Origin of the sequence: Diaphorobacter aerolatus, from assembly GCF_014489535.1 — a bacterium.
In the GTDB taxonomy this organism is placed as follows: domain Bacteria; phylum Pseudomonadota; class Gammaproteobacteria; order Burkholderiales; family Burkholderiaceae_C; genus Diaphorobacter_A; species Diaphorobacter_A aerolatus.
On record NZ_CP060783.1, the window covers coordinates 3,448,614 to 3,462,729 of the forward strand.

A 14,116-nucleotide genomic window follows, 5' to 3' on the forward strand; every position below is an offset into this window, starting at 1 on the left:
CCCGGCACGGCTGGCAATTTCGGCGTGACCTGGCCGCATCGTTTGATCAAGGACTGACGGAGACTGGCCATGAAGAAGACACTCCCATTTCAACTGCTCGCCTGCGGCATTGCCATGCTCGGCTTCGGCAACGCGGCCCATGCCATCGAGACACCCGCTGGGGCGATGGCACCGCGGTACGGGTCAGTCGTTCCGGCGTCGGCCACATGCTGGTCGTGCCTTACTTCACCACGCAGAACGGCAATGCCACCTTGCTCTCCTTGATCAACACGGATCGAGTCCGGGGCAAGATCGTCAAGGCGCGCTTCCGGGGCGCACTCAATGGGGACAACATCTACGACTTTCAGATCTTCCTCGCGCCCGCTGACATGTGGACCGCCAACCTGAGCCAGAACGCCGACGGGCTGTCCTTTCTCACCACCGAGGACAAGAGTTGCACCAAGCCCCGCAAGCAGGTCATCAACGGCACGCCGTTCCAGACCGCACGCCTCAATCCCCACGTCAGCGACGCCGAGCGCGCCAATGGCACGCGTGAAGGCTACCTGGAGATCATTACGCTTGCAGATGTGCCCGCCAGTGAATCGGGAGTGTTTCCACTGATGGCCGTGAAGAAAGGCGAGGCTCCTTGCGCCGACACGGCCACCAATGGGTCGTGGTCGGCGCTGAATGTTGATCTTGCCAACGTAGCGGCCTATGCGGCCCTCGGCCTGCAACCGCCCACCACCGGCATCACCGCCAACTGGACGGTGATGAATGTGCCCAAGGCGCTGTCGTGGAGTGGCGCGGCAACTGCGCTCGAAGTACACCGGGACGGCGTGCCGGCCAAGGGCCATGTCGTCTATTTCCCGCAAGTGGGCGGCAGCCGCGCGGGACTGCAGCAACTGTCTGCCGACACTGTGTTTGCGAACGGGATACCTGCCGGCATACCGGCGTTCTTTGACCTGCCGGACCTGTCCACACCTTATTTCGCCGGAGCAGACACTGCCGCCGTGCAGGCGAATGCAGTCGGTGATGCGCTCGCGGTAAAAAAGGTGGTGAACGAGTTCTGGTCGGATCCCGCGATTCTTGCGGCAACGGACTGGCAGTTGACGATGCCCACGCGCAGGTTTGCGCTGGGGGTGGATTACGGAGCAGAAGGCGGACCGGCACTTGTTCGCAATGGCGACGTGCAAAAGCACTTCGCTACCGCGCAGGTAAGTCTTTCGAATGGCGCGCTTTGTTTGCTCAGCCCGGAGCATCGTTCCGGGGATCGGGAGTCCAACAAGACCGGCATGACGGCGGACAGTTGGCTCCACTGCGGAGCCGCCTCCGTCGAGAGTTTCAATCACGCTGGCGCGCGTGCTTCGGTCGTGCTGTCCGCAAGCGTCGCCTTTGACGACATCGACACGGGGTATGGCAACGGCTGGATGAGGGTGAACCTCGCCGAGCCGGGCAACGCCGTGGGCATCCCCGTGATCGGCCATGCATTCGTGCAGGCGTTCAACCCCGCTGTCGCTCCCGGCACTGCGGGAAACTTCGGCGTGACCTGGCCGCATCGCCTGTTCAAGGACTGAGGGCGGAGGCAGCGCCTTGAGCCGCCGCGACGCGCTGCGCTGCGCTGCCTGGCTCGTCCGATGTCTCCTTCACGTTGAATCACGGGTTTGTCCTAGCGAGGGATTTCCCCTGCGTCCGGCTCACCAAATCAGACGATCCAAATCATTTCAAACCGATTTTGATGTGACAAAAGCCTGCATATTTCGCATGAAGAAATGTCACCAAAGGGTTGCTACCGGGTTTGTCAGATCGCCGTAAGTACCGCGATCCTTCGAGCGGTTTCGCTGTCAGTTTTCGGAAAGATGCCGAACGGATATTGCGTTCACCTGCGACACATGCAGAGCAGTTGATTTCAATTTTCCAACGTCAGGAGACAGCAGATATGAGCAGCAAAGCCCCGACCCGGCCGGCCACCGTGGCAGCGCCACGGCCGATGAGCGGCGAAGAAAAGAAGGTCATCTTCGCTTCCTCGCTAGGTACCGTTTTCGAGTGGTACGACTTCTATCTCTATGGATCGCTGGCGGCCATCATCGCCAAGCAGTTCTTCAGTGGTCTGGACGCTGGTTCCGCGTTCATCTTCGCGTTGCTGGCCTTTGCCGCCGGCTTCCTGGTGCGCCCCTTCGGTGCCATCGTGTTCGGCCGCCTGGGCGACATGATCGGTCGCAAGTACACCTTCCTCGTGACCATTCTGATTATGGGCATCTCGACGTTCATCGTCGGTATCCTGCCCACCTATGCGAGCATCGGCGTGGCCGCGCCAATCATCCTCGTCGCACTGCGCATGCTGCAGGGCCTGGCGCTCGGTGGTGAGTACGGCGGCGCGGCGACCTATGTGGCCGAGCACGCGCCGCATGGCCGACGCGGTGCCTACACGTCGTGGATCCAGACCACCGCGACGCTGGGCCTGTTCCTGTCGCTGCTGGTGATTCTGGGCACCCGCACGGCGCTCGGCGAACCTGCCTTCAACGACTGGGGCTGGCGCATTCCGTTCATGGTCTCGATTCTGCTGCTCGGCATCTCGGTGTGGATTCGCCTGTCGCTGTCCGAGTCGCCCGCGTTCCAGCGCATGAAGGCAGAAGGCAAGACATCGAAGGCCCCGCTGGCCGAATCGTTCGGCCAATGGAAGAACCTGAAAGTGGTGATTCTGGCCCTGTTCGGCCTGACAGCCGGCCAGGCCGTCGTCTGGTACACCGGTCAGTTCTATTCGCTGTTCTTCCTCACGCAGCAACTCAAGGTCGATGCGATCACCGCCAACCTGATGATCGCTGCGGCGCTGCTGATCGGCACACCGTTCTTCGTGATCTTCGGTACGCTGTCCGACAAGGTCGGTCGCAAGCCCATCATCATGATCGGCTGCCTGCTGGCCGTGCTGACCTACTTCCCGGCGTTCAAGGCGCTGACCGCGGCCGCCAATCCTGATCTGGCCAACGCGCAGGCGACCGCCGGCGTGGTCGTGACGGCCGATCCCAAGACCTGCTCGTTCCAGGGCAATCCGGTGGCTCGCGAAATCGACTTCAAGAGTTCGTGCGACATCGCCAAGCGCTTCCTGGTGGCCAACTCGGTGAGCTATGAAAATGTCGCAGGTCCTGCGGGCTCGCCTGCCGTCGTGAAGATCGGCGAGAAGACCGTGACCGCGCCCGAGGGTGTCGTCGTCAACCACAAGTTCGACGAAGCCTCCGTCAAATCCATCGCCGCGTTCAAGAAGGAAGTGGTCGACGACCTGAAACTGGCCGGTTATCCCGCCAAAGCCGATCCCGCGAAGATGAACAAGCTGATGATGCTCGTCATCCTGACCTACCTGGTGTTGCTGGTGACCATGGTCTACGGCCCGATTGCCGCGATGCTCGTGGAAATGTTCCCGACGCGCATTCGCTACACCTCGATGTCGCTGCCGTATCACATCGGCAATGGCTGGTTCGGCGGTCTGCTGCCCACGACGGCGTTCGCCATCGTTGCCTCGACCGGCAACATGTACAACGGCCTCTGGTATCCGATCGTGATTGCAGCCATGACCTTCATCGTCGGCACGCTGTTCATCCGCGAAACCAAGGACGTGGACATCTACGCCAACGATTGATTCCGTTCTCAGGGGTAACTCTTGGTATTTGCCGCCACGCTGTCGAAGTGTGGCGGCAATACGTCACAGCAAGTCTCGATAGAGACTTTTTAATATGTTAGCCAAGTAGTTATCCATAGAATCGGGCTACACACTGACGTTTGATCACATTCGCGATACAACCCTTGGGTTATCGATTTTGTATCCGGCGTTATCAACTGATTACGATTTGGTCACCCGCGGTGATCGCCTTTTTCAAGGAATCAACATGCAAACCTCCAGCCGTCTGCTGCTCGCAACCCTGGCTCTGCTGGGCACTTCCGCCGCCTTTGCCCAAAGCAGCGTCACCATCTACGGTCGCGTGAATACCTCCATTGAGCACCAGAAGGCTGGCGACGACACCGCTACCGTGATGCAGAACAACGCATCGCGTATCGGCTTTCGCGGCGTGGAAGATCTCGGCGGCGGCCTGAAGGCTGGCTTCGTGCTCGAGTCCGGTTTCAACTCCGACACCGGCACCACCGATGGCCGTGGCTTCTTTGCCCGTCAAAGCGAAGTGAACCTGTCGGGTGGCTTCGGTGAAGTGCGTCTGGGTCGCTGGACTGCTCCTTCGTACTTTGCCACTGCTGACTACATCAGCATGCACAACCACGACACCGGTACCTCTGCCGACGCGTTCTACGCCTACGTGATGAACGACGTCGCCACGAACTCCAACGGCATCAGCTACAAGACGCCTACGTTCGGCGGTTTCAACGTGGAACTGGGCACCGGCCTGTACGAAAAGAACCCCAAGTACGGCACCAAGAACGTCTATGACGTGGCTGCCAACTACGAAGCCGGTCCTCTGGCTCTGGGTGCTGGCTATTCCAAGTTCGACAACGCCGACCAGTACGCCATCCGTGGCCTGTACAAGATCGGTTCGCAGTTCCTGGTGGGCGCCTACGTGCAGCGCAGCAAGAACTGGGGCTTTGACCAGGTCACCGCCCTGAACGGCGCCGGTTCGCGTACCGCATACCGCCTGTCGGGTGCCTACCTGCTGGGAGCAAGCGAATTCCACCTGAACGTGGGCCGCGCCGGCAAGATGAAGCACATCGACGATTCTTCCGCCATGCAGTACACGCTGGGCTACAACTACAACATGAGCAAGCGCACCAAGGTCTACGCCTTCTACACCAAGGTCAACAACAAGGACGGCGCTTCCTACATGACGGGCGTGTCCGGTGCCGACTTCAGCTCCATCGCTGTCGGCGTGCGTCACAACTTCTAATAAAAAGAACGGGCGGCGTAAGCTGCCTGCAATCCTGGCCTGATGCAATTGCACCCGGGCCCGGTTCAACAGGCCTCACTCACGTGAGGCTTTTTTATTGGCCGGTCCGGGTTCAACCATCATGGTGTTTTCGATCACGGCACTCAGACAACAGGAGATAAGGCGTATGTGGAAGCTGGTAGTGGGTTTTATCGTTTTTGCAGCGGTGGCGCTGTTCATCCTCTCCAAGGCGGGAGATCAGGTCGACATGAGTGGCGAAAAGCATGGATCGGAAGCCACGCACGCACCCGAGCCGGCGGCCAGCAGATAGATGGTGAAGACCTTGCAGGGCAAGGCGCATTGAATCGCAGCGGCAGACTTCCTTCCTGGTGGGGCTTCAAGGGAGTCGTGCTCAAGCGCATTCCGGCGTGTCCGTCACTGCGGTTGCATGCTCTGCGATAAAAAAACCCGCCAGGCAGGAGCGCCTGGCGGGTTTTTTTGCGCCGGGACTCGTGCCCGGGTCGTCAGCAGGCTGGATCAGCGGCGGAATTTACCGTCCGTTCCGATGATGGACAGATCCGCAAAATCCAGGCCCGAGTGGTCATCGGGCGAATAGCTGATCTCCAGGCCGCCAATGTCGAACTTCTGCATGGATTCCAGCGCGGGGCCGATCTTGTCGCGCGTGGGCTTGGGGCCCGCGCGGCGCAGCGCCTCGACCAGCACCTTGGCGGCAGCATATCCTTCCAGCATGGCGGGGCTCACATCCTTGCCTTTGGCTTTGGCCAGATCCAGGGCCTCGCGCACGAGGGGAGAGCTGCCAGCTCGCTCGCTCGGGTAAACCTGTGTGACGATCACGCCGCGTGCGTTGTCTCCAAGGCTTTTGACGAAGCCCGCCGAAGCATTGTTGGACAGCGTAACGAGCTGCGCCGCCGAACCGGCCTTGCGAAACGCGTTGTAGCCCTCGACCACCGTGTTGCCCGACGCTAGCATCAGCACCGCCTGGGCTTTTTCCTTCACGATTTTTGCCGCCACCGGCGCAAAGTCGGGCTTGGCGCGGTCCACCTTCTCCAGTACCACGGGCTCGAGTTTTGCCTGCTCGAAGCCCTGTTTCGCGCCCGCGAGGCCGTCGGCACCGAAACTGTCGTCGGCCAGCACCACGGCAATGCGGTTGATGCCCAGCGACGCCAGATGGGTCACGGCCCGTTCTGCCTCACGCTGATAGGTGGCGCGCACGTTGAACACGTTTTTCTGAACGGGCTTGTGCAGGACCATGGCCCCGGTGGAGGGGCAATCAGCGCCACACCGTGTTTGTTGATGTGCGGAAGAATGGCCTGGTTGTGCGGAGTCCCGCGCGTGAGGAACAGCGCCATGACGTGTTGATCTTCAATCAGCTTGCGTGCGTTTTCGCCTGCAAGCTGAGGATCAAACTTGTCGTCCAGCGAAACCAGCTCGATTTTCTGACCATGCACTCCGCCGCGTGCGTTGACGCTGTCCAGATAAAGTTTGGCTCCATCGGTCGTTTCCTGAACCCCGGCGGCGACGACGCCACTGAAACCAGCCGTTTGACCAATCACGATCTGCGCTTGCGCGATGCCCGGGCCTATGGTGCCCAGGGCGAACGCAAGCGTCGCCGCTGTTTTTCCCCAACTTCCCATGTCTCTATCTCCAAAGGTTGAAAGTTTGTTGTTTCATTGACGCGCTCAAGCGCCCTGAGTGCGCACTTTTGTTGATGCTCCGCATTGCACACATACAAATGCCGATCTCAGGGCGAAATATTAACTATTGAAAATAGTGTGACAAGTGGTTTTTTCAAAACTGACCACTTATTTTTCGTAAAGGGTCTTGAAACCACAGTGGCTGCGGTGTGCGTAGGGAATTGCCGATATTTCGGCCCAATGACCCAGCCCGACGCAGGTCAAGCGCGATCCCTAGAATGTTCCGCCTCACCTAGGAGAGATGGCGCTCATGACACAGGGATTGATCCGTATCCACGGAGCCAGGCAGCACAACCTCAAAAACCTCGACGTGGACATCCGCACGGGCGAGTTGACCGTCGTCACCGGCCCCAGCGGCTCGGGCAAGTCGAGTCTGGTGTTCGACACGCTGTACGCCGAAGGCCAGCGCCGCTATGTCGAAACCTTCAGCGCCTATGCGCGGCAGTTTCTCGACCGCATGGACAAGCCGGCGGTGGACAAGGTCGAAGGCGTTCCGCCTGCGATTGCGATTGACCAGACCAACCCGGTGCGCTCGTCGCGCTCGACCGTCGGCACGATGACGGAGATCAACGATCACCTCAAGCTGATGTTCGCGCGCGCGGGCCAACTGTTTGACAAACAGACCGCGCAGCCCGTGCGCCACGATTCGCCGGACAGCATCTATGCCGCGCTCAAGGCGCGTTGCGAGGCGGAGGGTGACCCGCGCATCGTCGTCACCTTTCCGGTCGAGCTGCCTGCCGGTACCTCGGCCGAGCAGGTGGAGCAATGGCTGTCCGCGAGCGGTTTCACCAAGGTGCAGGCCGAGCGCGAGGTCGCAACGCCGACCGGGCCGCGCAAGCTGCTCGACGTGGTGGCTGACCGTTTTCGCCTCGGCAATGCCGAGCGTGCACGCGTGGTCGAGGCCCTCGAAGTCGGCCTGAAGCGCGGCAGCGGCAAGCTCATCGTCTACAAGCTCAATGACGAGGGCGAGGAGCCCGATCTTTGGCGCTTTTCCACGGGTCTGCATTGTCCCGACAGCGACCTGCGCTACAGCGAGCCGATTCCGTCGATGTTCTCGTTCAACTCGGCCGTAGGCGCGTGCGAGACCTGTCGCGGCTTCGGACGCGTGATCGGCGTTGACTATGGGCTCGTCATTCCCAACGACAAGCTCACGCTGCGCGCGGGCGCGATCAAGACCATCCAGACGCCCGCATGGAAGGAAGCCCAGGACGACCTCATGCGCCACGCCGAGGCCGCCGGCATTCCGCGCGACACGGCCTGGTACAAGCTCACGGACGAGCAGAAGAAGTGGGTGATCGATGGCACGCCGGGCTACAAGGACGGCAACTGGAACAAACAGTGGTACGGCGTCCGCCGCTTCTTCGAGTACCTCGAGAGCAAGGCGTACAAGATGCACATCCGCGTGCTGCTGTCCAAGTACCGCAGCTACACGCCGTGTCCGGTCTGCGCGGGTGCGCGTCTGAAGACCGAAAGCCTGCTCTGGCGCATCGGCAGCAAGCAGGACGCGGATGCGGTTCTGCCTCCGGCCAGGCGCTTCATGCCGCAGGGCGTGGACTGGACGCGTGAGCAGCTCGAGGCACTGCCCGGACTGTGCCTGCATGACCTGATGCTGCTGCCCATCGACCGGCTGCGCATCTTCTTTGATCGCATCGGCGCGAGTGCCGCGCACCGCGTGGTCGGCTGGGCCAAGCCGGGCGAGGTGGCGCAGGGCGACCTGCCCGCTGAGAGCGTGATTGACGTTGACAGCGGCGAGGCGCAGGCGTTGCGCATGCTGCATGAAGAGATTTCCACGCGCCTCAAGTATCTGTGCGACGTGGGCATCGGCTACCTGACGCTGGATCGCCAGAGCCGCACGCTGTCGGGTGGCGAGGTGCAGCGCATCAATCTGACCACCGCGCTCGGCACCTCGCTCGTGAACACGCTGTTCGTGCTCGATGAACCCAGCATCGGTCTGCATCCGCGCGACATGCACCGCATCACCGAAGCCATGCTGCGCCTGCGCGACGCGGGCAACACGCTGGTCGTGGTCGAGCACGATCCCGCCGTGACGATTGCCGCCGACCGCGTGATCGACATGGGCCCCGAGCCGGGCGAGCGCGGCGGCGAGATCGTGTTCGACGGCACGGTCGCCGAACTGCGCCGCGCCGACACGCTGACCGGCGTGTATCTCGGCGGGCGCAAGAGCATCAGCTCGGGCATCAAGCGGCTGGTGACGGATGCCACGCCGCGCTTGATTCTCGAAGGCGCGCGTGAACACAACCTGCAGGACGTGACGGTCGAGTTTCCGTTGCAGCGCCTCGTCACGGTGACCGGCGTATCGGGCTCGGGCAAGTCCACGCTGATTCAGGACGTGCTCGCACCCGCGCTGCTGCGCCAGTTCGGCAAGGCCACCGAAACGCCGGGCGCGCATGATCGCCTGCTCGGTGCCGACCACCTCTCCGACGTGGTGTTCGTCGATCAATCGCCGATCGGCAAGACGGCGCGCTCCAATCCCGTGAGCTATGTGGGCGCGTGGGATTCGATCCGCGAGATCTTTGCCAGCGCGCCGCTGTCGCGCGAGCGTGGCTACACGGCGGCGAAGTTCAGCTTCAACGCGGGCGATGGGCGCTGCCCGACCTGCGGCGGATCGGGTTTCGAGCATGTGGAGATGCAGTTTCTCTCCGACGTGTACCTGCGCTGCCCCGATTGCGATGGCCGTCGTTATCGTCCCGAAATCCTTGAGGTCAGGATCGAGCGCGCGGGCCGCATGCTCAACGTGGCCGACGTGCTTGAACTCACCGTCAGCGAGGCTGCAGCGGCGTTTGCGAATGACCGCGAGGTGCTTCGCGCGCTGCAACCCATCGTCGATGTGGGGCTGGAATACGTGAAGCTCGGTCAGCCCGTGCCCACGCTTTCGGGCGGCGAGGCGCAGCGTCTGAAACTCGCGGGATTTCTGGCCGAAGCGGCAAAGAGCGGCAGTTCGAGCAAGCAGCCGGTCGCGAAGAAAGGCACGCTGTTCCTGTTTGACGAGCCGACCACGGGTTTGCACTTCGATGACATCGCCAAACTCATGCGCGCGCTGCGCAAGCTGCTCGATGCGGGGCATTCGCTGATCATCATCGAGCACAACCTCGACGTGATCCGCGCGAGCGACTGGATCGTCGATCTCGGCCCCGATGGCGGCTATGCGGGCGGCATGGTCGTCGCGCAGGGTGCGCCGGAAACGCTGCGCAACGACACGAAGTCGTACACCGCCGCAGCGCTGCGCGAATACGAAGAGTCGCTGGGCGAGAGCGGCCATTCCGTGCATGAAAAGCAGGCCGAGCTGCGTCGCGAGCAGCGCCGCATCGCTGGCGAAAGCACGCAGCAGGCCAAGAACGCCATCGAGATCGTCAACGCCAAGGAACACAACCTCAAGCAACTGAGCGTGGACATCCCGCGCGGCAAGTTCAACGTGGTGACCGGCGTGTCGGGTTCCGGCAAATCGACGCTCGCATTCGACATTCTGTTCAACGAAGGGCAGCGTCGTTATCTCGAATCGCTGAACGCCTACGCGCGCAGCATCGTGCAGCCTGCGGGCCGCCCCGAAGTCGATGCGGTCTACGGCATTCCACCGACCGTCGCGATTGAGCAGCGGCTATCGCGCGGCGGTCGCAAGTCCACCGTCGGCACGACGACCGAGGTCTGGCATTTCCTGCGCCTGCTGTATGTGAAGCTCGGCGTGCAGCATTGCACCAAGGATGGCGCGGCGGTCGAGCCGCAGACCACGGACAGCATCGCCGCGCAGCTGCTCAAGCAATTCAAGGGGCGGATGATCGGCCTCATGGCCCCGCTGGTGCTGAACCGCAAGGGCGTGTACACCGAACTCGCCGATTGGGCGCGCCCGCGTGGCTACACGCATCTGCGTGTCGATGGCAATTTCCTGCCGACGACGGGCTTTCCGCGCATTGACCGCTTCAAGGAACACACCATCGAGCTGCCGGTCGCGAGCATCACCGTATCGCCACAGAATGAGCTTGAACTTCGCGATGCGCTGCGCCGCACGCTCGAGCTGGGCAAGGGTGTGCTGCACGTGCTCAGTGATCTCGAAGGCCTTGAAAGTGCGCTCAAGCTCGGCGAGCCCACGACGCACATCGGCACGCTGCAGGTGTATTCGACCAAGCGCGCCTGCCCGGTCTGTGCGACCAGCTACGCGGAACTCGACCCGCGCCTGTTTTCGTACAACAGCAAGCATGGCTGGTGCCCCGACTGTGTCGGTACGGGCGTGAAGCTCACGCGGGAACAGCGCAAGGTGTTCGACGATTCGGTGCAGGGCGAGGACAACCGGGGCCGCGAACAGACCTTCGAGGAGCCCGATGCCGACGACGTGACCGACACCGTCTGCCCGAGCTGCCAGGGCACGCGCCTGAATCCGGTCGCGCGTGCCGTGCTGTTTGCCGAGACGCCGATCACCGACGTGGCACGCCTCTCCGTGACCGAGGTGCGCGAGTGGATTGCGCGGCTGACGCTGAGCCAGCGCGAATCCGAGATCGCGCGCGATCTGATTCCCGAAATCCAGAGCCGCCTCGAGTTCCTTGAAGAAGTGGGGCTGTCGTACCTGACGCTTGATCGCGGCGCGCCCACGCTCTCGGGCGGCGAGGCGCAGCGCATCCGGCTGGCTGCGCAACTGGGCAGCAATCTGCAAGGCGTGTGCTACGTGCTCGACGAGCCGACCATCGGCCTGCATGCGCGCGACAACCAGATCCTGCTGAACGCGCTGCACAAGCTCGGCGACAAGGGCAACACGCTGGTTGTCGTGGAGCACGATGAAGACACGATCCGCCGCGCCGATCACATCATCGATATCGGCCCCAGCGCGGGCAAGCGCGGTGGTCGCCTGGTCGCTCAGGGATCGGTGGCCGACATCGAGGCGGCGAGCGATTCGCAGACCGGCAAGTACCTGTTGCACGCGATGAAGCATCCGCTGCAGGCGCGCCGCGATGTGGTCGATTCGACCCGGAAGAATGCGCGGGTGCCAGAGAACTGGCTCACCGTGCACGACGCGCAGATGCACAACCTGCGCAACGTGACGGCCCACGTGCCGCTCAACCGGCTCGTCGCCGTGACGGGGGTGAGTGGCTCGGGCAAGTCCACGCTGGCGCGCGACGTGCTGCTCGCGAACGTGGCCGCCTGGGTCAGCCAGCGTTCGACCAAGGCGGGCCGCGATGCGATGGACGCAGGCAAGGCGCCGCTGCTCGTCGGGTGCAAGGGACTGTCGGGTTTCGAGACGGTGGACCGCGTGCTCGAAGTCGACCAGACGCCCATCGGCAAGACCCCGCGTTCCTGCCCCGCGACCTACATCGGTTTCTGGGACACGATCCGCAAGCTGTTTGCCGAAACGCTCGAAGCCAAGGCACGTGGCTACGCACCGGGCCGCTTCTCGTTCAACACCGGCGAGGGCCGCTGCCCGGCCTGCGAAGGGCAGGGCGTGCGCACCATCGAGATGAGCTTTCTGCCCGACGTGAAGGTGCCCTGCGAGGTCTGCCACGGCGCGCGTTTCAATCCCGAAACGCTGGCCGTGACATGGCGTGGCAAGAGCATCGGCGACGTGCTGCAGATGGAGGTGGACGAGGCCGTCGAGTTCTTCGCGAGCATGCCGAACATCGCGCATCCGCTGCAACTGCTCAAGGACGTGGGGCTCGGCTACCTGACGCTGGGCCAGCCCTCGCCCACGCTTTCGGGCGGAGAGGCGCAGCGCATCAAGCTCGTCACCGAACTCACCAAGGTGCGCGACGACGTGGGTCGACGCGGGCAGAAGGCGCCACACACGCTGTATGTGCTCGACGAGCCGACCGTCGGCCTGCACATGGCCGACGTGCACAAGCTGATCCGCGTGCTGCACCGGTTGGTCGATGGCGGCCACAGCGTGATCGTCATTGAGCACGATCTCGACGTGATTGCCGAGGCCGACTGGATCATCGATCTCGGGCCCGAAGGCGGCAAGGACGGCGGCCAGATCGTGGCCGCAGCGACACCCGAGGAACTGGTGCGCCTGGGCACGCACACGGGCAGGGCGCTGGCGCCGGTCCTCAAGCGCTGATCACCACCAGCGACGCACCGCCCGAGTGAACCCCGGGGGCTTCTGCCCGCCGGGGTTTTTGCCTTGCGCGAGTGGTGTGTTTGAGCAAATTTGTAAATTTTCGTCAACACTTTCCGATCAACGCCACATGTATGGAATCAGTCTCATTACTTGCCGACGAACTGATGTACATTTGCTTGCTGAAACACATTGTTAATTGATTTTGACTAATTGATGGCGATGTGAACTGAACGTGCCCGTCATTTGTGACGCGCGAAAAGTCATAGAGACCCCTCGCCCCTTAGTGGGGACTTCTACCCCGGCCGCAGCAATGTGGCTGGGGTATTTTTTTGCTGGCGGGGTCGCTGCGCGCGTGGCGCGTTGTTCTCTCACGCGAATCGCAAGAACTGCCGGCGGTTGACGCAGTCGATGCGAAAATGCGCCGATGAACGCCGCAACGACCACTCCCCTCGACACCCTCACGATCACCCGCCCGGACGACTGGCATCTGCATGTGCGCGACGGCGAGCCGCTGCGCACCGTGGTGCCGCACACGGCAGCGCAATTCGGCCGCGCGCTGATCATGCCGAATCTGCGCCCGCCGGTGACGACCGCCGAACAGGCGCTCGCCTACAAGCAGCGCATCCTGGCCGCTGTGCCGCCGGGCGTGCAGTTCGAGCCGCTGATGTCGCTGTACCTGACCGACAATCTCGCGCCAGGCGAAATCCCGCGTGCCAAGGAGGCGGGCGTGGTGGCGCTCAAGCTCTATCCCGCAGGCGCGACGACCAACAGCGACGCTGGGGTGACCGATCTGCGCAAGACCTACCGGACGCTGGAGGCCATGCAGAAGGCCGGGATTCTGTTGCTGGTGCATGGCGAGGTGACGAGCAGCGACATCGATCTGTTCGACCGTGAGGCGGTGTTCATCGATCAGCAACTGATCCCGTTGCGACGCGATTTTCCGGAACTCAAGATCGTCTTCGAGCACATCACCACCAAGGATGCCGCGGAGTACGTGAAGTCCGCCGACCGGTTCACGGCCGCGACGATCACGGCCCACCATCTGCTCTACAACCGCAACGCCATCTTCACGGGCGGCATCCGTCCGCACTACTACTGCCTGCCGGTGCTCAAACGTGAAACGCATCGGCTCGCGCTGGTCGAAGCGGCCACCAGCGGCAGCGAGAAATTCTTCCTCGGCACCGACAGCGCGCCGCATCCCGCGCACCTCAAGGAACATGCGACGGGCTGCGCGGGCTGCTACACCGCGCACGCGGCCATCGAGATGTATGCCGAGGCATTCGACAATGCCGGCGCGCTCGACCGGCTCGAAACCTTTGCGAGTTTCAACGGCCCGGCCTTCTACCAACTGCCGCGCAATCAGGGCACGATCACGCTGCGCCGCGAATCGTGGACGCCACCGGCCAGCTTTGCGTTTGGCGAGGCCGAGCTCAAGCCGTTGCGCTCGGGCGAAGCGCTGCCGTGGAAACTGGTTGATTGATGCCATCGGAATTTGAAAACAGACA

6 protein-coding genes and 1 pseudogene are annotated in these 14,116 nt (G+C 62.5%); 6 read left to right on the forward strand and 1 reads right to left on the reverse strand.

The features are described from left to right. Positions 1-206 precede the first annotated feature (206 nt). The 4 genes from H9K75_RS16060 (at position 207) to H9K75_RS16075 (ending at position 5,169) form a co-directional block, all read left to right on the forward strand. Positions 207-1,553 (forward strand): hypothetical protein, encoded by a 1,347-nt coding sequence (locus tag H9K75_RS16060; RefSeq protein WP_187723375.1) that lies wholly within the window; start codon positions 207-209, stop codon positions 1,551-1,553. Between the two features lie 362 nt (positions 1,554-1,915). Continuing rightward, positions 1,916-3,610, forward strand: a complete 1,695-nt coding sequence (locus H9K75_RS16065) for an MFS transporter (RefSeq protein ID WP_187723376.1) — start codon at positions 1,916-1,918, stop codon at positions 3,608-3,610. A 247-nt stretch (positions 3,611-3,857) separates the two neighbouring features. Then, positions 3,858-4,859, forward strand: coding sequence for a porin (locus tag H9K75_RS16070; RefSeq protein ID WP_187723377.1), 1,002 nt, complete (start codon positions 3,858-3,860; stop codon positions 4,857-4,859). 166 nt (positions 4,860-5,025) lie between these two features. Then, positions 5,026-5,169, forward strand: a complete 144-nt coding sequence (locus tag H9K75_RS16075; RefSeq protein ID WP_187723378.1) for a hypothetical protein — start codon at positions 5,026-5,028, stop codon at positions 5,167-5,169. 206 nt (positions 5,170-5,375) lie between these two features. On the opposite strand, the pseudogene H9K75_RS16080 reads toward H9K75_RS16075, so the two are convergent. Beyond that, positions 5,376-6,493 (reverse strand): annotated as a pseudogene (locus H9K75_RS16080) (ABC transporter substrate-binding protein). Positions 6,494-6,803: 310 nt separating this feature from the next. Between H9K75_RS16080 and uvrA the strand changes: the two are divergent. Together uvrA and pyrC are read left to right on the forward strand one after the other, a co-directional pair. Beyond that, positions 6,804-12,611 (forward strand): excinuclease ABC subunit UvrA, encoded by a 5,808-nt coding sequence (gene uvrA, locus H9K75_RS16085; RefSeq protein WP_187723379.1) that lies wholly within the window; start codon positions 6,804-6,806, stop codon positions 12,609-12,611. 424 nt (positions 12,612-13,035) lie between these two features. Next, the gene (pyrC, locus tag H9K75_RS16090; protein ID WP_187723380.1) at positions 13,036-14,091 is read left to right on the forward strand and encodes a dihydroorotase; all 1,056 of its coding nucleotides are present in this window, start codon (positions 13,036-13,038) and stop codon (positions 14,089-14,091) included. The last annotated feature ends 25 nt before the right edge of the window (positions 14,092-14,116 follow it).